The sequence below is a fragment of the Delftia sp. WY8 genome (genome assembly GCF_018437695.1).
Classification (GTDB): domain Bacteria; phylum Pseudomonadota; class Gammaproteobacteria; order Burkholderiales; family Burkholderiaceae_C; genus Comamonas; species Comamonas tsuruhatensis.
Window position 1 is genome coordinate 2603067 of sequence record NZ_CP049795.1, and the last position, 23892, is coordinate 2626958.

Consider the following 23892-nt stretch of genomic DNA (forward strand, 5'->3'; position numbering starts at 1 on the left):
GCGACACAAGGAGACAAGTGCATGAAGACGATGAAGAAGCACGGCATGGCCCTGGCACTGCTGCAGGCCATGGCCTGCACGGGCCACGCCCAGCCGGCGCAGGATGCCGGCAACTACCCCGCCCGCCCCGTCACGCTGATCGTGCCCACGGCCGCCGCCGGCGGCACGGACACCATCGCACGGGTGTTTGCCGAAGGCCTGACCCGGCTGCTCAAGCAACCCTTCGTGGTGGACAACCGGCCCGGCGCCAACGGCCTGGTCGGCGTGGAGCAGGCCGCGCGCGGCGCGCCGGACGGCTACCGGCTGCTGTTCACCTACACGGCGTCCATGGCCGTGAACCCCAGCCTCTACCGCAAGGTTCCGTATGACCCGATCAAGGACTTTGCGCCCATTGCGCAGATCGGCCGCGCGGGCAATCTGCTGCTGGTCTCGCGCGATCTGCCCGTGCATTCGCTCAAGGAGTTCGTGGAGCATGTGCGCGCCCGGCCCGGCCAGCTCAGCTACTGTTCCTGGGGCCAGGGCTCGGGCGGGCACCTGACCATGGAATTCCTGCTCAAGCAGGCCGGCCTGCAGATGCAGCATGTGCCCTACAAGGGCAGCAGCCCCTGTGTGCAGGGCCTGCTGGGCGGGCAGGTGCAAGCGGCGTTTGCAGACACCTCTTCCACCGTGGAGCTGGTGCGTGCGGGCCGCGTGCGCGCCATCGCCCACAGCGGCGACAAGCGCATTCCCAGCCAGCCGGACCTGCCCAGCCTGACCGAGGCGGGCTACCCGTTCCACAACTATTCCTGGTACGGCGTCTTCGCGCCCGCCAAAACGCCGCAGCCCATCGTGGACAAGCTCAACGCCGCCATCAACCAGTTGCTGCAGGACCCGGCCACGGCCAAAAAGCTGGGCGAGCTCAACCTGACCGACCTGCCCCGGACCACGCCCGCGCAATTCGCCGACACGCTGCGCCAGGACCTGGCGGACTGGGGGCGGCTGGTGCGCGAGGTGGGTGTGCAGTTGGACTAGCAGCTCACTCGGCGACGATGCCCGTCCTGCGCACCACCTCGCCAAAGCGCTTGAGGCGGTCGGACATCATGGCCTCGAAGGCGGCGGGGCTCATTTCCTCGGGCGGGGTCACGCCCCGGTCCTGCAGGCTGGACACCATGGCCGGCGCCGTGGCGGCCTGGCGCACGGCCTTGAAGAGGGCCTGCACCACGGGCGCGGGCGTGCCGGCCGGCGCAGCCAGGCCGGTCCATGAGCTCATGTTCAGCTGCGGGTAGCCCACCTCGGCCAGCGTGGGCACATCGGGCAGCTGCGCCACGCGCTGCTCGGAGGCCACGGCCAGTGCACGGACCTTGCCTGCCTGGATGTGGGGCAGCATGGAGATGAGGTTGTCCAGGAACACCTGCACCTCGCCCGCCAGCACCGAGGTGACCAGCAGCGTGCCGCCCCGGTAGGGAACATGGGTGATGTCCAGGCCCGCATCGGCCTTGAACATCTCCATGTTGAGCTGGCCCATGCTGCCCGTGCCGCCGCTGCCGTAGTTGAGCTGGCCAGGGTGCTTTTTGGCATAGGCGATGAATTCCGCAAAGCTGCGGATGGGCAGGCTGGCGGGCACGACCAGCACATTGGGCAGGCGGCCCAGGATGGCGATGTTCTCGAAATCCTTGATGGGGTCGTAGCCCACCTTGGGCTGGGTCAGAGGATTGGCCAGGTGGCTGCTCTGCGAGGACACGACCAGGGTGTAGCCGTCCGGCTTGGCGCGCGCCACGGCCAGCGCGGCCACCGAGCCGCCCGCGCCGGGCCGGTTCTCCACGACGATGGGCACGCCCAGGAAGCGTGCCATGGGCTCGGCATACTGGCGTGCCATGGCATCCACCGAACCGCCCGGTGGGAACGGCACGATGAAGCTGATCTGGCGCGTGGGGTAGCCGGTGGCCTTGCCTTCGGCGGCCAGCGCCGCAAGCGGCGCCAGCATCCCCAGGCCCAGCCCCGCGCTAAGGACACGGCGGCGGGAAGGGTAGCTGGCAGCCTGGCGGGCGATAGGGGTCATGCTCATGTCTCCTCCTTATGGAAATACCTCGGCTGCGCCCGGCCATCCGGGGCGCCCTGGGGGCGCCCTGGGCGTGCCCTGCTTACTCGGCCACGATATGGGCCTTGCGCACCACCTCGCCGAAGAGCTTCAGGCGCTCGGCCATCATCTTCTCGAAGGCGGCGGGGCTCATCTCCTCGGGCGCGACCACGCCGCGCTCCTTGAGGCTGGCCACCATGGCAGGCGCGGTGGCGGCCTGGCGCACGGCCTTGTGCAGCGTCTGCACGATGGCGTCGGGCGTGCCCGCAGGCGCCGCGATGCCGGTCCAGGAACTCATGTTGAGCTGGGGATAGCCGACCTCGGCCATGGTGGGCACGTCGGGCAGCATGGGCAGGCGCTGCTCGGAGGCCACGACCAGGGCGCGCACCTTGCCCGACTGCACATGGGGCAGCATGAAGACCAGGTTGTCGAGGATGAACTGCACCTCGTTGCCGATGGCCGCCGTGACCAGCGGCGAGCCGCCACGGTAGGGAATGTGGGTGGCGAAGATGCCCGTGGCGGCCTTGAGCATTTCCACGTTGAGCTGGCCCATGCTGCCGATGCCGGCGCTGCCGTAGTTGACCTGGCCGGGGCGCTTTTTCACGTACTCGATGAACTCCTGGAAGTTCTTCACGGGCAGGCTGGAATGCACCATCAGCGCATTGGGCTGGCGGCCCAGGATGGCGATGTTCTCGAAGTCCTTGATGGGGTCGTAGCCGATCTTGGGCTGGGTCAGCGGATTGGCCAGGTGGCTGCTTTGCGAGGACACGACCAGGGTGTAGCCGTCCGGCTTGGCGCGCGACACGTACTGCGTGGCGACCGAGCCGCCCGCGCCGGGACGGTTCTCCACCACGATGGGCACGCCCAGGATGCGCGACAGGGGCTCGGCGTACTGGCGGCCCATGATGTCCACCGAGCCGCCGGGCGGAAACGGCACGACCAGCGTGATCGGGCGCGAGGGGTACTTGTCATCGGCGCGTGCGGCCATCGGCGCCAGCGCGGACAGGCCCGCCAGGCCAAGGCCTGCGCCCAGCAGCTTGCGGCGGGTGGGGAAGGATGCATTCACGGACAGGTTTTTCATGGGTATCAGCGGAGTCAAGGATGGTCGAAGATGGCGAGGGCCACGGCCTGGGCGCGCGGCACGAAGGTGGCCAGCTCGCAGTACTCGCGCTCGGTATGGGGATGGCCGCCCACGGGGCCGGTGGCGCACAGCGTGGGCACGCCCACCGAGGCCGTGAGGCCGCTGTCGGCCGCGCCGCCCGTGAACTCGCCCTGCACGTCGAAGCCCAGCGACTGCGCGCCGCGACGGTACAGCTGCAGCAGCGCATCGGGCGTGGGCGCCATGGGCAGGGTGCGGCGCACGGCGGTGACGCGGCCCTGGGTGCGGGGCACGGATTCCTCCTCCACGATGGCGCGGATGCGCTCCATCAGCGCATCGGGATCGGTCTGGGCCGTGTAGCGCACATCGAGCTCGGCCTTGGCATGGGGCGCCACCATGTTCGGCACGATGCCGCCCTGCAGCACGCCCACATTGGTGGTCGTGCCCGTGGCGGGATCGGTCAGCGCATGCAGGGCCAGCAGCTTGCGCGCCATGGCTTCCAGCGCGCTGGCGCCGGCCGCGTGGTTGATGCCGGCGTGGGCGGCCACGCCCTGCACCTCGAACTCCACGGCCATCGATCCCTTGCGGCTGGTCACCAGGTTGCCGCTGACGCGGCCCGGCTCGGCGTTGAAGACGGCGCGCGCACCGCGCACCGTATCCATGATGGTCTGGCGCGTGGCGGGCGAGCCGATCTCCTCGTCGCACGAGAAGAACAGCTTGAGCGGCGCGCCCAGGCCGCCGCAGCGCGCAAAGGCCTCGGCCACGAAGACGTTGAGCACCAGGCCCGACTTCATGTCGGCCACGCCGGGACCGTAGGCCCGGCCTTCTTCCACGCGGAAGGGGCGGCGCGCCACGGTGCCGGCCGGAAAGACCGTGTCCATATGGCCCATCAGATAGATGGGCGCGCCCTCGCCGGGCCCGGGCACGTCGGCATGCAGCAGCACGCCGTAGCCGGGAACGTCCTCGAAGCGCACGGCCACGCCGGCCGCCTCCAGCCGCTCGCGCAGGGCCTGGGCCACGGCCAGGATGCCGGCTTCATCGCGGCTGCCGCTGTCGATATCGACAATCCTGTGCAACAGATCTTGCATGGCCTGCTGCTGGCCGCCCAGCCAGTCCAGCAGTCTCGCGCGCTGCTGCACGCGGCTTTGTTCGAGGGTATCGTGCATGGTGGAATCTCCAGAGTGCATGCAGTGTTGCACGCGACCCCCTATTTTGCAACACACGTTGCATATACAAGAAAAACATGAAATCACCATTGCAAAAAGCCGCGCTGCTGCTGCCGCAGCGCCTGGCGCAGCAGGGCGCGGAACTGACGGCCAGCGAGCAGACGCTGGCCCAGACCCTGGGCAGCGACTACCCGCATGCGCTGCTGGAATCGGCCACCGCCCTGGCAGCGCGCACAGGCACCAGCGCCTCGACCGTGGTGCGCCTGTTCGCCAAGCTCGGCTATGCCAGCTATGCCGAGGCCCAGCGCGAGGCGCGCGGCGAGGTGACGGCGCTGCTGCAGACGGCTGCCCAGCGCGCGCCCGTGCTGCTGGGCGCGCAGCGCAGCCTGAGCGAGTGCGTGGACGATGCACTGCTGCACGACCAGCACAACATCCAATCCACGCGCGAAGGGCTGGACATGGCGGCCTTCGAGGCCATGGCCCGGCAGCTCGCGCAGGACGAGGGCCGGGTGTTCGTGCTGGCCCAGCTCAACAGCTCGCCGGTCTCCGCCTGGCTGGCCCTGCACCTGAACATGTGCCGCCCCGGCGTGCAGCAGCTGGATGCAGGCGCCATCGCCCCGGCCGACCAGCTGCTGTGGGTAGGCCCCACCGACACGCTGCTGGCCTTCAGCGTCAGCCAGTATTCACGCGGCACCTACGAAGTGGCGCAGCGATTTTCGGAAGCCGGCGCCCGGGTGCTGGCCATCACCGACAGCCCCACGGCCCCCCTGGCCACCGTGGCCCACCACTGGCTGCAGGTGCGCACGGCCAATGCCTCGCCCTTTCACTCCTACACGGCCGCCTTCTACCTGTGCAATGCCCTGGTCTCGGCCGTGGCCCAGTTGCGCCATGCCGATGTGTCCGAGGCGCTGGCCCGGCGCGACGCGCTGTGGAGGGAGTTCAACCACCAGCTGATCAGGACGCCCGAGCCGCGCGGGCCGGCTCGCGCCGCGCGCAAGCCACCCGCGCGCAGGTCTTCTACATAGACCAGTAGTACTTGAAGCTCAGCGTGGCCTCGCGATCCACGCCGCGGAAGATGCCTGCGAAGTACTTGCGGTTGAACAGGTTGTTGATGTTCAGCGCGATGCGGTACTGCGGCGTCTCGTAGGCCAGCGCCAGGTCGGCCAGCGTGGCGGAGTCGTTGATGTTCAGCGTGCCGTCCGCCGCCACGTTGTAGGGAGAGCGACCCTTGTAGCGCAGGCCGCCGGCCACCATCAGCCCCGGCACCGCGCGCGGGCGGTAGTCCAGCCACAGGCTGGCCATGTGGCGTGTGGTCTGTATGGTCTGGCGGCCGATTTCGGCGGGCCGGTTGCTCTGCGTGGTGCGCGGGTCCAGGTAGGTGTAGCTGGCCAGCGCGTTCAGCTCGCGCGTGAGCGCGAAGCGGCCTTCCAGCTCCAGCCCCGTGGAGCGCACCTCGCCCGTCTGGATGCTGAAGCGCGGGTGGTCGGGGTCCAGCGTGGTGACGTTGGTCTGGCGCAGGTCGAAGACCGAGGCCGTGATCAGCGAGGTGCTTCCCGGAGGCTGGTACTTCACGCCCGCCTCGTACTGCTTGCCGCGCCGGGGCTCGAACGGATTGCCGTCGTACTGCAGGCCCGTGACCGGATCGAAGGAGGTCGCATAGCTCGCATAGGGCGCCCAGCCGCTGTCGAACAGGTAGAGCAGGCCCGCGCTGCCGGTGGTGGCGCTGTCGCTCATGCGCGGCTGGGTGCTGCTGTTCTGCGTGGTGCGCGCCTGGTCATGGCGCAGGCTGAGATTGGCCACCCAGCGGTCCCACTTGAACTGGTTGAGCGTGTAGATGCCGGTCTGGCGCAGGTCCGTGCGGCTGTCCTCCAGCTCTGGATAGGCGATGGACTGGCCATAGGCGGGGTCGAGCATGTCCAGGTCGGGCACATCCCAGCCAAAGCCCAGGCCGCCGCGCTCCCTGTACTTCACATGGTCCATGCCGAAGGCCAGCCGGTGCTGCAGCCCGCCCCATCGCAGGTCCTTGTGCAGGCGGGTGTCCAGCGCCAGCGTGCGGCCCTTGGTGCGCTGGGCCAGGCTGGCGCGCGAGACGCTTCGGCCGTCGGCCAGCACGTCCATGGCGTAGATATGGCGGTAATCGATGTCGATGGTGGAGTAGCGCAGGTTCTGCGTGAGCTGCCAGCCGCTGTCGGTCTGGTGCGAGAACTCGTAGCCCAGCGATCGCGTGTCGCGGTCGAAGCGGTCGAAGGACGGGTCGCCGGCCGTCAGGTGCGCAGGCAGGTCCTTGATCTGCGGGTAGGTGAACAGGCTGGGCCACCAGGACTTGGGCGTGCCGCGCTCGCGCGAGTAGCTGCCCAGCACGGTCAGGTGGGTGCGGCCGGAGAGGTTCCAGCGCAGCGAGGGCGCGATGGAGATGCGGTCATCGCGCGAGCCCACGGTGCGTCCGTCGCTGTCACGCGCCTTGAGGTTGAGCCGGTACAGCAGGTCGCCCGAGGCATCCAGCGCGCCGCCCAGATCGGCCGTGGCCTGGGCGCGCTGGTAGCGGCCATAGGACAGGCCCACGCTGTTCACATGGTCGGCCTCGGGTTTCTTGGAGACCACGTTGATCACGCCGCCCGGCCGCCCCTGGCCAAAGAGCACGGAGGCCGGGCCCTTGATGACCTCGATGCTGTCCAGCTCGTCGATCTCGTCGTTCCACGAACCATAGGTGCCGGCCGAGAACTGCCGCAGGCCGTCCTTGTAGTAGGAGCTGCCATCGCTGAAACCCCGGATGATGGCGCCCGTCATGCGCAGGTCCGCGCCCGTGACTTCGGTGGACACGCCGGCCGTGTACGACAGGGCCTGCTCGATGCTCTTGGGCGCCTGGTTCTGCAGCTGTTCCTGGGTGACGATGGAGATGGAGCGCGGCGTCTCGATCAGCGGCGTGTCCAGCTTGGTGCTGGCGCTCCTGCCGCTGCCCACGTAGCTGCCCGGCGCGGCCATGCGCTGCGATGTCACGTTGACCGTGGACAGCGTGGTGCTCGCCGACGCCTGCGGCGCAGGCTCAGGCGCAGGCGCCTTTCGCAGCGTGAACGTGCCCTGCTCGGTGCTGTGCGCGGTCACGCCGGTGCCGGCCAACAGCCGGTCCATGGCCTCCTGCGGCGTGAAGCTGCCCCGGAGGGCCGGCGCCTGGCGGCCGCCCAGCACGGCTTCGTCGTACAGCACCTGGAACTGGGTCTGGCGGCCAAAGGCGCGCAGCGCGTTGATCAGCGGCTGGGCCGGCTGGTCAAAGGCCAGCCGCTGTCCGGATGACGGCATCGGTGAAGAGGCGGCCGGCTGCTGAAGCTGTTGCGCACGGGCGGACGGCGCGGCGCCCATGCCGGCCACGGCACCGGCCACCAGCCACGCCAGCAGGCGCGGACTGGCCTGCGGGCCGGCGCCCTGCTCCTTCATGTTCCTGCGTCGGGCATGTGTGCCCCTGCCTGCGAATTCCCTGCCTGCTGCTTCTTGCGCTCTCATTGCCACTCCGTTGCTGTGCCGTTGCACGGGCACGCGACGGGCAGGCCGCAGGCAGCCGTCGCGGGCGATCAGGAACCGCGCCGGACAAGCCATGCCAGCCCACCCGCGCATGCGCGTCAGGTGTTGCGGCCGTTGGCTGGGGCGTGAGGGACGAGCGCCCTCGGTGGTCCTTGGCTGGCAGCCGTGCGGGCCTGGAAAATCCACGCCCCTGCCCCTATAGAAGCCAAAACCGGTGCAAAGCTGGAACCTGGGGTTGTCCACCAATTTGAAACAAATTGTTTCCCATCCTTCGATTCATCCCCGCACGATCAGCCAACCTCCGCCGCTGCGCGGCTGCACGCGCACCGCAATCAAGGCCGGCAGCGCGCGCACAAAGCGCTCGGGCGCGGCCGTGGCCAGCAGGCCCGAGACACGCAGGCGGCCCAGCGACTCGTCGCCCAGCTCCACGGGCGCACCCAGATAGCGCGACAGCTCCTGCGCCACCTCCGCCAGCGGCGTGCCGCTAAAGCGCACCTGGCCCGTGCGCCAGTCGCCCACGCTGTCCGCATCGGCCACCACGGTGCTGTGCCGGCCGGCGCCGTCCACAGCCACGCCCGCGCCTGCCGCCAGCAGCAGGACATCGCCCCCGGCCCGGTCACGCTCGGGCCGCAGCTGCACCTTGCCCTCCAGCACCTTCACCACCAGCCGGGGCGGCCCGGCGCGCACATTGAACGCGGTGCCCACCACCCGGACGCGGCTGGCGCCGGAGTCCACGGTGAAGGGCCTGTCCGGGCCGGGCGTGACCTCGAAGAAGGCCTCGCCCCGATCCAGCACCACCTCGCGGCGGCGCGGGTAGTAGCGCACCTGGAGTTCGCTGTCCACGTTGAGGGCCACGCGCGAGCCATCGGGCAGCTCGATGCTCTGCGTCTGCCCGGGCGCCGTGCGGGCCTGCAGCGTATAGCCTGGCGTGTGGTCCCAACGGTACCAGCCACCCCAGGCCAGCAGCGAGACCACCGCCAGCACGGACAGGGCCGCCGCAGGGCGGCCGGGCCAGCGGGCAAGAACGCGCTGGCGCGGCGGCGCGGCCGCTGGTGCAGCGCAGACGGCAGGCGCGGCGGGCGGCACCGCTGCGCCGAACTCATCGGGAAACAATTCCCTGAGCTGTGGCGCGCCATGCCAGTGGCGCGACATGCCTTCGAAGATGCTGCGGTGCAGCGGGTGGGCGCCCAGCCACGCATCCAGCGCGCGCTCATCGGCGCCCGTCCAGTCCGGCTGCTGGCGGCGCACGAACCAGTCGGCCGCCCTGTCATGCAGCCCCACCAGCTCCTGCGGCGAAACGCCCGGGGGAAGTTCGTTGCTCATCGTGTGTTCTCTGCGGCGCCCGGCCGCTGCTCGTCTGCGCGCAGCAGGGCACGCATTTGCTCGGCGCTGGCGTAGCGTACGCGGATCTCGCAATAGGACAGTGCCCGGCTCAGGTGGCGCGAGACCATGCGCACGGTGATGTCCATGCGCTCGGCCGTCTGCTCCAGCGTCAGTTCCTGCACGCGGTGCAGCACGAAGGCCTGGCGCTGGCGCTCGGGCAGCTCGTTCAGGGCATCGCGCAGCCGGGCCAGGCGCTGGCGGCGCTCATCGTCCAGCGCATGGTCGGCTCCGTCGCGGGCCGGCAGGGCCTCGACCTCGTCGCGGCAATCCTCCACGGACACCAGCCGCACACCGGCCTGCTGCGGCGCCGTGCGGTGCGCGAAGGCCGCCACGCTGCGCACGACCTGATGCAGATAGGGCCGCTCTTCGTCCACGGGCAGGCGCTTGTCGGCCGACAGCATGCGCACGAAGACTTCCTGGGAGGCATCCTCGATATCGGCCGGGCTCTTGAAGTACCGCGCCAGCATGCGCTGCAGCGGCTTGCGCCAGCGGGTGTAGAGACTGCGGGAATGGCCACCGGGCTCTCCCGGGGCGTCGTCGCGCTTCATGGCAGGCATGGCACGGCGGACGTGGAAGTTGTCCGGTGGCGGGGAAATGGGGGCGGGATCTGGAGCACGGTGCAAACAGCTGAGCCGGCGATTGTATCGAGAACGATTCTCATCATCGTCTCGCCGCGGCCACAAAAAAAGGGGCGCCGAAGCGCCCCTTGATTGCCGTGCCCGCAAGGGCCGTACCGGTTCAGTGCTGCAGGATCTTGTTGAGGAATTCCTTGGTCCGGGGCTGGCGCGCTTCCGGGTTGCCGAAGAATTCGTCCTTGGAGCAGTCCTCCAGGATCTTGCCGCCCACGTCCATGAAGATCACGCGGCTGGCCACCTTGCGCGCAAAGCCCATTTCGTGGGTCACGCACATCATGGTCATGCCTTCGTTGGCCAGGCCGATCATCACGTCCAGCACTTCGCCGACCATTTCGGGGTCCAGCGCGGAGGTGGGTTCGTCGAACAGCATCACGATGGGGTCCATGGACAGCGCGCGCGCAATGGCCACGCGCTGCTGCTGGCCGCCCGACAGCTGGCCCGGGAACTTGTCCTTGTGCGCCGTCAGGCCCACGCGGTCCAGCATCTTGAGGCCGCGCTTCCTGGCGTCGTCCGCGCTGCGGCCCAGCACCTTGACCTGGGCAATGGTCAGGTTCTCGGTCACCGACAGGTGCGGGAACAGCTCGAAGTGCTGGAACACCATGCCCACGCGGCTGCGCAGCTTGGGCAGGTTGGTCTTGGGATCGTGCACGGCCACGCCGTCCACGAAGATCTCGCCCTTCTGGAAGGGCTCCAGCGCGTTGATGGTCTTGATCAGCGTGGACTTGCCCGAGCCCGACGGGCCGCAGACCACCACGACCTCACCCTTCTGGATGTTGGTGGAGCAGTCGGTCAGCACTTGAAAGCTGCCGTACCACTTGGAAACGTTCTTGAGTTCAATCATTGCAATTCCTCAATGGGGTGCTGGCTCATCGAATGATGGCAATCTTTTTGTGCAGGCGCTTCACTGCCCAGGACAGCGAATAGCACAGCACGAAGTAGGTCACGCCAGCGGCCAGATAGGATTCGATGGGACGGCCGTAGTTCTTGCCGGCCACTTCGAAGCCCTTGAGCATGTCGTAGGCACCGATGGCATAGACCAGCGAGGTGTCCTGGAACAGGATGATGGTCTGCGTCAGCAGCACGGGCAGCATGTTGCGGAAGGCCTGGGGCAGCACCACGAGGCGCATGTTCTGCCCATAGGTCATGCCCATGGCCTGGCCCGCGAAGACCTGGCCGCGCGGAATGGACTGGATGCCCGCGCGCATGATCTCGCTGAAGTAGGCCGCCTCGAAGGCGATGAAGGTGATGATGGCCGAGACCTCGGCGCCGATGGGCCGACCGATGATCAGCGGCATCAGCAGGAAGAACCACAGGATCACCATCACCAGCGGCACGGAGCGCATGCCGTTGACGTAGAGCGTGGCGGGCACATCGAGCCATTTCTTGCCCGACAGGCGCATCAGCGCCAGCAGCGTGCCGAAGAGCACACCGCCGATGGTGGCGATGACGGTCAGCGTCAGGCTGAAGTACAGGCCCTTCAGCACGAAGTTGCTGAACAGGTCCCAGGTGAAGAACGACCAGTCGATTTGCAGGTTCATGTCAGTGTCCTCCGCCGCTGGCAGCGATCAGGCCCGGGACGCGCGAGCGCTTCTCGATGAAGGCCATGATGCGGTTGATGGCAAAGGCGGAGACCACGTACAGGCCGGTGACGGCCAGGTAGATCTCGATGCCGCGCGAAGTCTCTTCCTGCGCCTGCATGGCGAACATGGTCAGTTCGGCCACGGACACGGCAAACGCCACGGACGAGTTCTTGAACACGTTCATGGTCTCGCTGGTCAGCGGCGGAATGATGATGCGAAACGCCATGGGCAGCAGCACGTAGCGGTAGTACTGGAACGTGGTGAAACCCAGCGCCATGCCCGCATAGCGCTGGCCGCGCGGCAGCGCCTGGATGCCGGAGCGCACCTGCTCGGCGATACGCGCCGAGGTGAAGAAGCCCAGCGCCAGCACCACGAGCACGAAGCCCGGCAGGGACTTCAGCGCGGGGAAGATGGACGGCACCACGTGGTACCACATGAAGATGTGGACCAGCAGCGGAATATTGCGGAACAGTTCGACCCAGGCATTGCCCAGCCGCACGATCCACGGCCGGTCGGGCAGCGTGCGCAGCGTGCCGATCAGCGAGCCGACGATCAATGCGATCAACAGCGACAGCAGCGACACGGAAATGGTCCAGCCCCAGGCCGACAGCATCCAGTCGAGGTAGGTGATGTCGCCGTTCTTGCCGAAGCAGCTTTGACCGACCTCTTGGGTAATGGTGTCCTGGCAGAACACCTGCCAATCCCAACTCATAGGAGCACCTCTTTATTCAGATTCTTGATAAATGCACTACCGGCAAAAACGGCGCCGCAACAAAAAACGCCCCTTCCAACCGCATGGCAGAAGGGGCGGCATTCAGCTGGTGCTTACTTGACTTCGTACGACTCCATGGGCTTGTCGTTGGGGTTGGCCCATGCGTCCTTGGTGGCGTCGGACAGCGGCAGGCCGACCTTCACGTTGGCCGGGGGAATCGGCTGCATGAACCACTTGTCATAGAGCTTGGCCAGCGAGCCGTCGGCGATCTGGCGCTTGATGGAGTCGTCCACGGCCTTCTTGAAGGCGGGGTCGTCCTTGCGCAGCATGCAGGCGATGGGCTCGACCGACAGGGTTTCGCCGACGATCTTGTAGTCGGCAGGTGCCTTGGACTTGGAGATGTTGGCGGCCAGGATGGAGCCGTCCATGATGAAGGCGTCGGCACGGCCGGTTTCCAGCATCAGGAAGCTGTCGGCGTGGTCCTTGCCCATGACTTCCTTGAAGGTCAGGCCGTCGGCGCGCTTGTTCTTGCGCAGGGTCTGCACCGAGGTGGTGCCCGTCGTCGTGACGATGGTCTTGCCGTTCAGGTCCTTGATGCCGGTGATGCCGGAGTTGCCCTTGACGGCGATGCGCACTTCTTCCACATAGGTGGTCACGGCGAAGGCCACATCCTTTTGGCGGGCCTGGCTGTTGGTGGTGGAGCCGCACTCGATGTCCACGGTGCCATTGGTCACCAGGGGGATGCGGTTCTGCGAGGTGACGGGCTGGTACTTGATGTCCAGCTTGGCCAGGCCCAGCTGCTTCTGGATGTCGGCCAGCACGCGCTCGCCCATCTCGGTGTGGAAGCCCACGTACTTGCCATTGCCCAGCGTGTAGCCCAGGCCGGAGGATTCACGCACGCCCAGCGTCACGGCGCCGGAGGACTTGATCTTGGCCAGGGTGTCGCCAGCCTGCGCAAAAGCGCTGCCTGCAGCCAGGGCGGTCACGGCGATGGCCAACAAATGCTTCTTCATACGGGTCTCCTGAGATGAGAACGAAAACGGTCTTGATGAGAACGGTCGAGTCGCCTTGTGGGCTGGCTCGAACTATCAACGATGTGACACATATTGTGCAATCACGCACGGTGCTGGAGCACCGACACGTGCTAGGGCTTTCCAGCACGTCAGCCAGATTCAGGTAAGCAACTGCCGTGCCATGGCACGCGTTTTTTGCCCGATCCAGCGCGCCTGCGGGCCTGCACACGGCGTGGCTGCTGTGCGCGCACTCTAATGCCATGCGTGGCAGCACAGCCAATGCCGTTTGCAGAAACCCTTATGCATGCCATGCATAATAGGTGTTTACCCTAGGCATAACCCATGCACCAAGTCGGTCTCTTGACGGGCTTTGCTATGCACCAGCGTGCAGCAAAAAGGGGCTCGAGAGCCCCTTTGTCTTCATGTGTGCCGCCTGGCGTGTCAGCCGATGGTCTCGCCCTGCTCCAGCAGGAAGTTCCACAGCGCGCCGGCCACGCCCTGGGGCGCATCCTTGCTGGTGGGTTTTTCGCGGTAGGCACGCACTTCCATGTCCATGCGGAAACCGTCGTCACCGGCAGGTGCGGCGCTGACCAGGCGGCCGGCCTCCAACTCGTTGCGCACGGCGCTGAATGGCAAAAAGGCCACGCCATGGCCTTCCAGCGCCATGGCCTTGAGGCCTTCGGCCATGTCGGTCTCGTAGACGCGCTCCAGGTGCACGGCCTCGGCCGCTTCCTTGAGGATGAGCTCCGTCACGCGGCCCAGGTAGGCGCCGGGCGCATAGCCCAGGTAGGGCAGTGGCTGGCCCTGGCGGCCCGGCAGCTGGTGCAGCGGCAGGCCGTCGGCGTCGGGCTTGGCGTAGGGGGCGAGCACCTCATGGCCCAGGCTGACCATCTCGTAGCGCGCCGGGTCAAGCTGGAAGGGCTGGGACGGATGGAAGTAGGCGATCAGCAGGTCGCAGCCGCCTTCGACCAGGCGCATCACGGCGTCGTGCACGTTGAGCGCGAATAGCCGGCTGCGGAACGGCCCGAACTTGGCCTGCACGCTGGAGACCCAGTTAGGGAAGAAGGTGAAGGCCAGCGTGTGCGGCACGGCAAACCCCACCATGCCCTTGCCCGCGCTGACATGGGCCCGCAGCATGGTGCGCGTGCTCTGCAGCGACTGCAGCATCTCCAGCGCCTGGTCATACATGGTCTTGCCGGCCGGCGTGAGCCGGGTCGGGTAGGAGCTGCGGTCCACAAGGTCGGTGCCGGCCCAGGCCTCCAGTGCCTGGATGCGGCGCGAGAACGCAGGTTGCGTCACATGCCGCAGTTGGGCGGAGCGGCTGAAACTGCGTGTTTCAGCCAGGCTGACGAAATCTTCTAGCCATTTGGTTTCCATGCCCGCCATTATCCGCTGTGATGGAAGGCACCCCCTGAGCGGCTACGCCGCTTCCCCCTCTCTCTCCGGGAGGGGGACGGCACCCTCGGTGCGGGGCGACCCTTCCTCGGTGCCTCCACGCCGGGGCATGCCCGTATCAACGTCCCGCATGGGCCGCCACACTGAGGAAACCGCCATCTGATGCGGCGCTCGTATGCGCACATAATGGCGCTGCGCCGCATTTACCCAATGTGACATTTTTTCCTCACGGCCCCCGGCACACGACGCCGAGGAAGCTCAGTGACTGCATCTGCCCCGCCATGTGTAATTTTCTGACTCCCCGCGTCCATGTCATCCCCTCCCACCGAAAACGGCGCCGCTGAGACGCCTTCCCAGCCGGACGAGCCGCGTTCGCTGCGCATCGAGGACTGGCTCACCGTGGTCATCATGGCCCTGCTGGCCCTGATCACCTTCGCCAATGTGCTGGTGCGCTACTTCACCTCCTCTTCCTTCGCGTGGACCGAGGAAATCTCGGTCTTCCTGATGATCCTGCTGGCCATGGTCGCGGGCTCGGCGGCCGTGGCGCGCAACGCCCACATCCGCATCGAATACTTCGCCGAAGGCGGCAGCGCCCTGCGCAGGAAGCGCCTGGCGCGCTTCGGCACGCTGATGGTGGCACTGCTGTTCGCGGTGATCGCCGCACTGAGCGTGCGCGTGGTCTGGGACGACTACCGTTTCGAGGAAACCTCGCCCGGCATTGGCGTGCCGCAGTGGTGGTATTCGATGTGGCTGCCCATCTGCTCGGCGCTGATCACGCTGCGCGCGCTGCAACTGTTCCTGCGCCAGGGGCGCCCCGGCGCCTTCGTGGACGAGGAGAAGGCGCCATGATCGCGACCCTGCTCTTCATCGCCTTCCTGGGCCTGATGCTCCTGGGCGTGCCCATCGGCGCGGCCCTGGGCCTGGCAGGTGCGGCCGCCATCGCGCTGGCCAGCCCCGACACGCAGTGGTTCGGCCTGCTGGCCGTGCCGCAGAACTTCTATGCGGGCCTGGGCAAGTACCCGCTGCTGGCGATTCCGATGTTCGTGCTCGTGGGCTCGATCTTCGACCGCTCGGGCGTGGCGCTGCGCCTGGTGAACTTCGCCGTGGCCATCGTGGGCCGCGGCCCCGGCATGCTGCCCCTGGTGGCGATTGCCGTGGCCATGTTCCTGGGCGGCATCTCGGGCTCGGGCCCGGCCAATGCCGCTGCCGTGGGCGGCGTGATGATCGCGGCCATGAGCCGCGCCGGCTATCCGGGCAGCTTCTCGGCCAGCGTGGTGGGCGCGGCTGCGGCCACCGACATCCTGATCCCGCCGTCCGTGGCCTTCATCATCTACTCGGTGCTGGTGCCCGGCGCCTCGGTGCCGGCGCTGTTTGCGGCCGGCATGATCCCCGGCATCCTGGCCGGCGTGGCGCTGATCGTTCCGGCCGTGTGGATGTCGCGCAGGCACAGGATGGGTGCGCTGGAATCGTCCATGCCGCGCCCGCCGTTCTGGCGCAGCCTGCGCGAGGCCTCCTGGGGCCTGGCCGCCCCGGTGCTGATCCTGGGCGGCATGCGCGCCGGCTGGTTCACCCCTACCGAGGCCGCCGTGGTGGCCGTGTTCTACGGCCTGTTCGTGGGCATGGTGATCCACCGCACCATCACGCTGCGCGACCTGTATCCCATCCTGCGCGAGGCCGGCGAGCTGTCGGCCGTGATCCTGCTGGTGGTGTCGCTGGCCGGCATCTTCGCGTTCTCGCTGTCCACGCTGGGCGTGATCGATCCGGTGGCCAAGGCCATCGTGGAATCGGGCCTGGGCGAGTACGGCGTGATGGCGCTGCTGATCCTGCTGCTGATCACCGTGGGCATGTTCCTGGACGGCATCTCCATCTTCCTGATCTTCGTGCCGCTGCTGCTGCCGATCATGCAGCACTACCACTGGGACCCGGTGTGGTTCGGCGTCATCCTCACGCTCAAGGTGGCGCTCGGCCAGTTCACGCCGCCGCTGGCCGTGAACCTGATGGTGTCCTGCCGCATCGCGGGCGTGCGCATGGAGTCCACCGTGCGCTGGGTCGGCCCCATGCTGCTGGCCATGTTCCTGGTGATGATCGCCGTGATCGCCTTCCCGCAGCTGGCTCTCTGGCTCCCAGCACGCCTGGGCTACTGATTTCCCAAAAATTCAACAAGGAGACCTTCGCAATGAAACTTCGCACTTTCCTCGCCAGCGGCCTGGCCGCAGCGGCGGCCCTGGCCCTTTCGTCCGCTCCCGCAATGGCGCAGACACCGGCCAAGTACAAGAGCGAGTACCGCATGTCGCTGGTGCTGGGCACGGCCTTTCCCTGGGGCAAGGGCGGCGAGATCTGGGCCAACAAGGTGCGCGAGCGCACCAACGGCCGCATCAACATCAAGCTCTACCCGGGCGTGTCCCTGATCCAGGGCGACCAGACGCGCGAATTCAGCGCGCTGCGCCAGGGCGTGATCGACATGGCCGTGGGCTCCACGCTGAACTGGTCGCCCCAGATCAAGGAGCTGAACCTGTTCGCCCTGCCCTTCCTGATGCCCGACTACGCGGCCGCCGACGCGCTCACGCATGGCGAGCCCGGCAAGCGCCTGTTCCAGCGCCTGGACAAGGCCGGCGTGGTGCCGCTGGCCTGGGGCGAGAACGGCTACCGCGAGATCAGCAACTCCAAGCACGCCATCAAGACCCCTGCCGACCTCAAGGGCCTGAAGATCCGCGTCGTGGGCTCGCCGCTGTTCCTGGACACCTTCACCGCGCTGGGCGCCAACCCCACGCAGATGAGCTGGGCCGATGCCCAGCCCGCCATGGCCAGCGGCGCCGTGGACGGCCAGGAGAACCCCGTCTCGGTCTACATGGCCGCCAAGCTGCAGTCCGTGGGCCAGAAGCATCTGACGCTGTGGGGCTACATCAACGATCCGCTGATCTTCGTGGTCAACAAGGACATCTGGGCCACCTGGACCAAGGAAGACCAGGACATCGTGCGCCAGGCCGCCGTGGACGCCGCCAAGGAGCAGGTCGTGATCGCGCGCAAGGGCATGATCGAGGCCGACAAGCCCCTGCTCAAGGACCTGGCCGCCAACGGCGTGACCGTGACCCAGCTCACGCCGGCCGAGCGCGAAGCCTTCGTCAAGGCCACGCGCCCCGTCTACGACAAGTGGAAGCAGCAGGTCGGCGCCGACCTGGTGGATGTGGCGGAGAAAGCCATTGCCGCGCGAACTCGTTAGAATGCTATCGGTTGATCGCACACTCCGGTAGAAGCAAAAGGCCCCGCTCTGCGGGGCCTTTTTTTCGCCATCCTGCTTCGCAAGGACGACCAGGACTTCAGCCCGCCCATCAAGGCATGCCTTGCTGCGAAGCCGGTCCAGCGAAATGGCACAGGCACAGCCCCTGCTGCCTATGGGGCAGGGGCACGGGCAGCGGCTCCCGCGTCCGTCGCGCCACCCAGCAACATATCTGCCCCCATCTCGCACAGCAGCTCCTCCAGTGCGCCCGAGGCGATCAGCGGCGAAGCCTCCAGCGAGGCAAAGCGCACCGTGCCCAGCACGGCCCGCGTGGCCACGTAAAGGCGCGCATAGGACAGCGAGGGGCCGCCCCAGCGCTGCAGGTGGGCGGCCATGCGCTCGGCGGTCTCGCGCATGGACAGGGCAATGCGCTCGTCACCATCCTGGCGCCAGGCAAAGCGCGCCAGCTTGCGCTGCGCGGGCGTGCGGCCCGCAAAGCCCTCGACGATGCAGGCGACCACGCCGCGCGCCACGGCCTCGCGCGGCAGGCCCTGCTCCGACGCCTGCTCCAGCCAGGCCTCGATGGCAGCGACGGCCGCAAGGCGCTGGCCATCGACCATGGCGCGCAAGACGGCCTGCTTGTCGGGGAAGTACTGGTAGAGCGTGCCGATGGAGACGCCTGCGCGCTCGGCAATGCGATTGGTGGTGAGTGCGGCTTCGCCCTCCTTGACCAGAATCTGAGCTGCTGCCTGAACAATGGCCTGCAGCGTGCGCTGCGCACGGGCCTGCAAGGGCTGTCTTCTTCTCTGGGATTCAGTGGTAGCGGAGGTATGGGAGGGCATGCGGCAAAACCTGAGCACAAGGCGAGTTTTCTGCCCGGAGTTTAAGCACTACAGTGGCCGACCATTGCAGCAAATCCCAAGGAATACACCATGAAGAAGCATCAGCACACCGGCGTGTGGGAAGCCCTGCCGTGAAGGGCGTGCAACTGCTGGCCCTGGCCGCCGCCCTGTTCGACACGGCGGCCGCGCTGGCCCACTTCGCCTGCATCGTCTGGGGGGGACGTGGGCTGCGGCTCATGGGTGCCGGCGAGCGCATGGCGCGCATGGCCGAGGCCGGGCACTGGTATCCGCCGCTGGTGTCGGCGGCCATCGGCGTGGTGCTGTCGCTGCTGGCAGGGTATGCGCTGGCAGGCGCGGGCCTGCTGGGCCCCCTGCCCTTCATGCGTCCGGTGCTGGTCGGGGCCGGCCTGGTGCTGGTGGCGCGGGCCGTGGCCTATCCGTGGTTGAAACCACGCTTTCCGGACAACAGCGACCGCTTCTGGCATGTGTCCTCGGCCATCTGCCTGGTCATGGGGCTGCTGCACTTGGCAGCAGCTGCCGGGATGGCACAGGGCTGAATCCGGCCTCAGGCCGTGACCGGCGAGACCAGCGGGCGGCCTTCCAGGTGGCAGCGCATGTTGGCGATGAAGCGGTCCACCGAGGCCTGCACGGCTTCGGGCGACCAGCCGCCCACATGGGGCGTGAGCACCACGGCGTCCAGGTCCAGCAGTTCGGCCGGTGGCGCGGGTTCGCTTTCGTAGACATCCAGGCCCGCGCCGGCGAGGCGGCCTTCGCGCAGGGCGGCGGCCAGGGCGGCGGTATCGACCACGCTGCCGCGCGCGATATTGACCAGGTGGCCCTGCGGGCCCAGTGCGTCCAGCACCTGGGCGTTGACGAGATGGCGCGTACCCGGGCCGCCCGGCGTGGCGACCACCAGCACATCGGCCCACAGCGCCAGGGACAGCAGGTCGCCGAAGTAGCGGTGGGGCAGCCCGCTGCGCGGGCTGCGGTTGTGGTAGCCGATTTCCATCTCGAAGCCCAGCGCGCGCTGGGCGATCTTGGCGCCGATGGCGCCCATGCCCAGGATGCCCAGGCGCTTGTGCGAGACATTGGGCGGCAGCGGCATGGCGGTGCGCCAGACGCCGTCGCGCGTGGCGCGGTCCAGGCGCACCAGGCCGCGCACGGAGGCGATCAGCAGGCCCATGGCATGGTCGGCCACGCAGTCGTCATTGGTGCCTGCGCCGTTGCCCACGGCAATGCCGTGGGCCTGCGCATGGGCGACATCGATGTTCTCGTAGCCCGCGCCCAGCGCGCAGACCAGCCTGAGGGCGGGCATGCGCTGCATCTGCGCGGCCGACAGGCCGATGGAGCCTATGGTCAGCACGGCCTGTATGCGCGTGCCGTGCTCGGCGATGGCGGCCTCGCACTGGGCGGCGTCGGGCGCGTAGAGCAGGTCGAAGGAGGGAAAGGCCTGGGCCATCTGGCGCAGATGGGCCTCGGTATTGAAGTTGAGGACGAGCAGGGCAGGTTGCATGGCAGGAAGGCGGCGCCCGCCGCCACAGGGCGGGCCTTGGGGGAAAACCTCATTGTGCGCCGGCCGGCCGGGTCCAGCGCTACAGGTCCAGCACCAGCCGGGCGGATTTCGCGCGCGAGCAGCAGGGCAGGAACTGGTCGCAGGCGGCCTGCTCGTCCTCGGTCAGGTACATGTCGCGGTGCTCGGGCTCGCCCGAGAGCACACGCGTGAGGCAGGTGCCGCACACGCCCTGCTCGCACGAGGTCTGCACCTCCACGCCGATGCCGGCCAGCGCCTGGACCACGGTCTGCTCGGGCGCCACGCGCACCACCTGGCCGGTGCTGGCGATCTCGATCTCGAACCCGGCATCGCCCTCGCGCTGCACGGCCTCGCCTGCAAAGAATTCGTAGTGCAGGCGGTCCTCGCTCCAGCCCGATGCGCGAGCCATGCCCAGGGCCGCGTCCATGAAGCCGCGTGGGCCACAGACATACAGGTGCAGGCCCGCCTGCGGGGCGCCCAGCAGCTGCGCCATGTCGAGCGCGCCCTCGCCATCCACATGCAGGTGCACGCGGTCGGCCCAGGGCATGGACTGCAGCAGGGCCGTGAAGGCCATGCGCTCGCGCGAACGCGCGCAGTAGTGCAGTTCGAAGTCGGCACCCTCGCGCGCCAGCTGGCGCGCCATGGCCAGCACGGGCGTGATGCCTATGCCGCCGGCCAGCAGCAGATGCCGCGCAGGGCCACCCGCATGCAGCGCGAAGTGGTTGCGCGGTGCGCCGATGGCGATCTGCTGGCCTTCCTGCACCTGTTCGTGCACGGCGGCCGAGCCGCCGCGCGAGGCGGCCTCGCGCAGCACGCCGACCACGTAGCGGCCCGTGTCCTGCGGGTCGTTGCACAGCGAGTACTGGCGCACCAGGCCGCCGGGCAGGTGCAGGTCGATGTGCGAGCCGGCCGTGAAGGCGGGCAGGCTTTCGCCGTCCAGCGGCACGAGTTCAAGGCTGCAGATGTCCTGCGCCTCGGCGCATTTGCGCGCGACGCGCACCTGGAGGATGGGGTTGGCTTGCATGGGAAGAAATCGCGGAAAGGGATGGGTTCGGAAAAATCAGGCCGCCGCCAGCGCCCGGGCGCTGGCCTCGCGCAGCCGGCTGATCACGCGGCGCGCGCGGTTGGGGCCGGCGTCCACGTGGATATCGATGACGGGGCGCGCGCCAAAGCGCTGCTGGTTGCGGAACTGGGCCTCGATGACGACCTTGTCCTCCTCGAAGGTGGCAGCCGTCTGGTCGATCACCAGGCGCGTGGTGTCCTGCATGTCGGGATGCGGGTTGGTGGCAATGGTCCAGAAGTAGTGGGCCGAATGCTCGGTCTCCGGCGTCACGCCGTGAAATCCCCGCATGTGAAAGCCCTCGCGCTGCGGATCGTCGAGCCGGCCGCTGCCTGCGTCCATGGCGCCGGTCCAGATGCGCACATGCGAGGGGTGGAACTCCACCTCCTGCCAGCGGTCGATGCGGCCCGCGAACGGCCAGGCCGCCGCATAGGTGGGCGGCGGGTCGGAGTCGGGCATCCAGCGCAGCACGGTGACGCTGTCCCCGTCCTGGCGGACCTGCAGCTCCGCATTCATGTGGATGCCGGCATTGCCACCAATGGTCTTGAGGTGCACATAGCCCAGGTGGCTGAGGTCCAGCAGGTTGTCGTGGATGAGCTGGTAGGGCGCGTCGTAGTGGTAGACATCGCCGCCGAAGCGGTAGCGCGCATCGCCGTGCACGGGATAGGCGGGCGGCTCCTGCGCGGGCACGGAATCGGGTGTGGCGCCCATCCAGATCCAGAGGATCTGGTCACGCTCGCGCAGGTCGAAGGACTTGACGCAGGCCTTGGGCGGTATGCGCTGCTGGCCCGGAATCTCCAGGCACTGGCCGGCGCGGTCGAACAGCAGGCCGTGGTAGCCGCAGCGCAGGCCGCGCGCCTCCACCGTGCCGCAGGACAGCGGCAGTTCGCGGTGGCAGCAGCGGTCCTCCAGCGCGGCGACGCTGCCATCGGGCGTGCGAAACAGCACGACGGGCCGGCCCAGCAGGGTGCGTGCCAGTGGCGCGTCCTGCAGCTCCCAGGCAAAGCCGGCGACATACCACTGGTCCAGCGGGAAGGCAGGCGTGGAGGCGGGTGCAATGGTGGTGCATTCGGTCATGGGGTTCTCCTTCTTGTCGGCAAGTCGCGCTCAATGCGCCGACAGCGTGCGGCCCGTGGCTGCGGGCCTGCCGGCTTCGGGCCCCTGCAGCCGGTGCAGCGACACGATGCAGGCCGCGAACACGAAGGCCAGGCCATAGCCCACATAGAGCTGGCTGGGCGACCACGCGGCGTCCAGCAGCGAGCCCGCGACCATGGGCGAGACGATGGCGCCGATGCGCCCTATGCCTATGCCCCAGCCCACGCCGGTCACGCGCACCTCGCCGCCATAGACCATGGGCGCGATGGCATAGAGCCCGGCCACGCAGCCGTTGACGAAGACGCCGATCAGAAAAGCCAGCGCATACGACAGCAGCAGCGAGCCCGGATTGCTCACGATGAAGCACAGCAGCACGGCCGTGGCCAGCATGAAGCCGGCCAGCGCGCGGTGCACGGGATAGCGCGCCGCCAGCAGGCCCAGCAAGGTGGCGCCCAGGATGCCGCCCAGGCTCAGCAGCACACCGCCGGTCACGCCCTGCTCGGGCGTGAGGCCCGAGGCGGCCAGCAGCTTGGGCGTCCAGCTCATGACGAAGTAAAAGCCGAACATCACCGCGAAGAACGACAGCCAGACCAGCAGCGTGGGCCGGCGCAGGCCCGGCGCGAACAGCTGCAGCGGGCCCCGCCTTGAGCGCTCCGCCGCCGATGGCGCGGCAGGCGGCAGCGCAGCCAATGCGGGCAGGCCCAGCCGCCCGACCAGGGCATTGAGCCGCTGCAGCGCGCCGGCCGGGCGCCGCGCCAGCAGGAAGTCCATGGATTCCGGCAGTCGCCACCAGGCCAGGACCAGCACGCCCAGCGTCACGCAGCCGCCGAACAGGAAGACCGCGCGCCAGTCATGGCGCCCCAGCAGCCACACCGCGATGGAGCCGCCAATGCTGGCGCCCAGCGCGTAGCCCGTGGACTGCAGGGTGACGGCCAGGCTGCGCCAGCGCTGCGAGGCGTATTCGCTGGCGATCACGTTGCTGCAGGCCAGGATGCCGCCCACGCCCAGGCCCGTGAGCACGCGCAGCGCCGCCAGCTGCGTGGCGCTCTGGCTGAAGGCCGAGCCCAGCATGCCCACGCCCGAGAGGGCCAGGCAGGCCAGGATCAGCGGCCGGCGGCCCAGCCGGTCGGCCCAGGGCGCGATCAACAGCGATCCGCCCGCCATGCCGAACAGGCCTGCACTGAGCAGAAAGCCCAGCTGGGCGCCGCTGAGCTGCCAGTGCGCCGACACGGCAGAGGCCGTGAACGCCATGACCAGGACGTCGAAGCCGTCGATCATGTTGAGCACCATGCACAGGGCTATGACCGACCACTGGAAGCGCGTCATGGGCCGCTGGTCGACGCTTGCACGCAGGTCGGCGCTCATGGCCGCAGCTCCCGCAACGGGCAGTTGGACGATGCGGCGGCGCAAGGCCGCTGCAGCCATGGAACAGGGGTAGAGGCAGTCATCGTGGGTCTCCTTGGGTTGAAGCTCTGTGGGAGCTTTCTTGTGTTCTCAACACATCATTACGTATGCTGAATGTGATTCAGTTTACTGAATGAAAATCGGCGCCAGATACCGGGATTTCCCCGATCAGGCGGGGCCGCGCAGTC

General features: G+C 68.1%; 22 protein-coding genes. 6 read left to right on the forward strand and 16 right to left on the reverse strand.

Annotated elements, in window-relative coordinates; all coding sequences use genetic code 11:
• The first annotated feature begins 21 nt into the window (after positions 1-21).
• Positions 22-1011, forward strand: coding sequence for a Bug family tripartite tricarboxylate transporter substrate binding protein (locus tag G4D77_RS12045; RefSeq protein WP_154835747.1), 990 nt, complete (start codon positions 22-24; stop codon positions 1009-1011).
• A 4-nt stretch (positions 1012-1015) separates the two neighbouring features.
• Here the strand turns inward: G4D77_RS12045 and G4D77_RS12050 are convergent, their stop codons facing one another.
• The 3 genes from G4D77_RS12050 to G4D77_RS12060 all read right to left on the reverse strand — a co-directional run bounded on the left by G4D77_RS12050 (position 1016) and on the right by G4D77_RS12060 (position 4321).
• Positions 1016-2044 carry a Bug family tripartite tricarboxylate transporter substrate binding protein gene (locus G4D77_RS12050; protein WP_154835749.1) on the reverse strand — a complete coding sequence of 343 codons (1029 nt, stop codon included), beginning with the start codon at positions 2042-2044 and terminating at the stop codon, positions 1016-1018.
• 76 nt (positions 2045-2120) lie between these two features.
• A complete protein-coding gene (locus tag G4D77_RS12055) occupies positions 2121-3137 on the reverse strand; it encodes a Bug family tripartite tricarboxylate transporter substrate binding protein (RefSeq protein WP_154835751.1) in 1017 nt (338 codons plus the stop codon).
• A 14-nt stretch (positions 3138-3151) separates the two neighbouring features.
• Complete coding sequence (locus G4D77_RS12060; protein ID WP_016451791.1) at positions 3152-4321, reverse strand: M20 family metallopeptidase; 1170 nt, start codon at positions 4319-4321, stop codon at positions 3152-3154.
• 77 nt (positions 4322-4398) lie between these two features.
• On the opposite strand from G4D77_RS12060, the gene G4D77_RS12065 reads away from it, so the two are divergent.
• The gene (locus G4D77_RS12065) at positions 4399-5346 is read left to right on the forward strand and encodes a MurR/RpiR family transcriptional regulator (protein ID WP_016450279.1); all 948 of its coding nucleotides are present in this window, start codon (positions 4399-4401) and stop codon (positions 5344-5346) included.
• On the opposite strand, the gene G4D77_RS12070 is transcribed toward G4D77_RS12065, so the two are convergent.
• The 8 genes from G4D77_RS12070 to G4D77_RS12105 form a co-directional block, all read right to left on the reverse strand.
• On the reverse strand, positions 5339-7753 hold the full coding sequence (locus tag G4D77_RS12070) for a TonB-dependent siderophore receptor (RefSeq protein WP_154835753.1): 2415 nt from the start codon (positions 7751-7753) through the stop codon (positions 5339-5341). The two genes, G4D77_RS12065 and G4D77_RS12070, sit on opposite strands and share 8 nt — an antisense overlap.
• 360 nt (positions 7754-8113) lie before the next feature.
• The gene (locus G4D77_RS12075) at positions 8114-9160 is read right to left on the reverse strand and encodes a FecR family protein (protein WP_046987577.1); all 1047 of its coding nucleotides are present in this window, start codon (positions 9158-9160) and stop codon (positions 8114-8116) included.
• Positions 9157-9768 carry an RNA polymerase sigma factor gene (locus tag G4D77_RS12080; RefSeq protein ID WP_224986090.1) on the reverse strand — a complete coding sequence of 204 codons (612 nt, stop codon included), beginning with the start codon at positions 9766-9768 and terminating at the stop codon, positions 9157-9159. Before G4D77_RS12080 ends, G4D77_RS12075 begins: the two co-directional genes overlap by 4 nt.
• Positions 9769-9958: 190 nt before the next feature.
• A complete protein-coding gene (locus G4D77_RS12085) occupies positions 9959-10696 on the reverse strand; it encodes an amino acid ABC transporter ATP-binding protein (protein ID WP_016450275.1) in 738 nt (245 codons plus the stop codon).
• A 25-nt stretch (positions 10697-10721) separates the two neighbouring features.
• Positions 10722-11393, reverse strand: a complete 672-nt coding sequence (locus G4D77_RS12090; RefSeq protein WP_016450274.1) for an amino acid ABC transporter permease — start codon at positions 11391-11393, stop codon at positions 10722-10724.
• A gap of 1 nt (position 11394) precedes the next feature.
• A complete protein-coding gene (locus tag G4D77_RS12095; protein WP_016450273.1) occupies positions 11395-12147 on the reverse strand; it encodes an amino acid ABC transporter permease in 753 nt (250 codons plus the stop codon).
• A 113-nt stretch (positions 12148-12260) separates the two neighbouring features.
• On the reverse strand, positions 12261-13160 hold the full coding sequence (locus G4D77_RS12100) for a transporter substrate-binding domain-containing protein (RefSeq protein ID WP_016450272.1): 900 nt from the start codon (positions 13158-13160) through the stop codon (positions 12261-12263).
• Positions 13161-13601: 441 nt separating this feature from the next.
• On the reverse strand, positions 13602-14537 hold the full coding sequence (locus G4D77_RS12105) for a LysR substrate-binding domain-containing protein (protein WP_193615942.1): 936 nt from the start codon (positions 14535-14537) through the stop codon (positions 13602-13604).
• Between the two features lie 327 nt (positions 14538-14864).
• Here G4D77_RS12105 and G4D77_RS12110 point away from each other — a divergent pair, with 327 nt between their 5' ends.
• From G4D77_RS12110 to G4D77_RS12120, 3 genes are read left to right on the forward strand one after another with little or no spacing between them, the layout of a single operon-like run.
• Positions 14865-15404, forward strand: coding sequence for a TRAP transporter small permease (locus G4D77_RS12110; RefSeq protein ID WP_016450270.1), 540 nt, complete (start codon positions 14865-14867; stop codon positions 15402-15404).
• Complete coding sequence (locus G4D77_RS12115; RefSeq protein ID WP_016451794.1) at positions 15401-16699, forward strand: TRAP transporter large permease; 1299 nt, start codon at positions 15401-15403, stop codon at positions 16697-16699. The genes G4D77_RS12110 and G4D77_RS12115 overlap by 4 nt, the downstream gene beginning before the upstream one ends.
• A 32-nt stretch (positions 16700-16731) precedes the next feature.
• Positions 16732-17775, forward strand: coding sequence for a DctP family TRAP transporter solute-binding subunit (locus G4D77_RS12120; RefSeq protein ID WP_046240113.1), 1044 nt, complete (start codon positions 16732-16734; stop codon positions 17773-17775).
• A gap of 170 nt (positions 17776-17945) precedes the next feature.
• Here the strand turns inward: G4D77_RS12120 and G4D77_RS12125 are convergent, their stop codons facing one another.
• Positions 17946-18563, reverse strand: coding sequence for a TetR/AcrR family transcriptional regulator (locus tag G4D77_RS12125; protein ID WP_227740845.1), 618 nt, complete (start codon positions 18561-18563; stop codon positions 17946-17948).
• A gap of 167 nt (positions 18564-18730) precedes the next feature.
• Here G4D77_RS12125 and G4D77_RS12130 point away from each other — a divergent pair, with 167 nt between their 5' ends.
• Complete coding sequence (locus G4D77_RS12130) at positions 18731-19171, forward strand: hypothetical protein (protein WP_227740846.1); 441 nt, start codon at positions 18731-18733, stop codon at positions 19169-19171.
• An 8-nt stretch (positions 19172-19179) separates the two neighbouring features.
• Here the strand turns inward: G4D77_RS12130 and G4D77_RS12135 are convergent, their stop codons facing one another.
• The 4 genes from G4D77_RS12135 to G4D77_RS12150 all read right to left on the reverse strand — a co-directional run bounded on the left by G4D77_RS12135 (position 19180) and on the right by G4D77_RS12150 (position 23665).
• Positions 19180-20127, reverse strand: a complete 948-nt coding sequence (locus G4D77_RS12135) for a 2-hydroxyacid dehydrogenase (RefSeq protein ID WP_074920480.1) — start codon at positions 20125-20127, stop codon at positions 19180-19182.
• Positions 20128-20206: 79 nt separating this feature from the next.
• Positions 20207-21169, reverse strand: a complete 963-nt coding sequence (locus G4D77_RS12140; RefSeq protein ID WP_016451799.1) for a PDR/VanB family oxidoreductase — start codon at positions 21167-21169, stop codon at positions 20207-20209.
• Between the two features lie 36 nt (positions 21170-21205).
• The gene (locus G4D77_RS12145; RefSeq protein ID WP_154835759.1) at positions 21206-22282 is read right to left on the reverse strand and encodes a Rieske 2Fe-2S domain-containing protein; all 1077 of its coding nucleotides are present in this window, start codon (positions 22280-22282) and stop codon (positions 21206-21208) included.
• A 30-nt stretch (positions 22283-22312) separates the two neighbouring features.
• The gene (locus G4D77_RS12150) at positions 22313-23665 is read right to left on the reverse strand and encodes an MFS transporter (protein WP_154835761.1); all 1353 of its coding nucleotides are present in this window, start codon (positions 23663-23665) and stop codon (positions 22313-22315) included.
• Between the last annotated feature and the right edge of the window lie 227 nt (positions 23666-23892).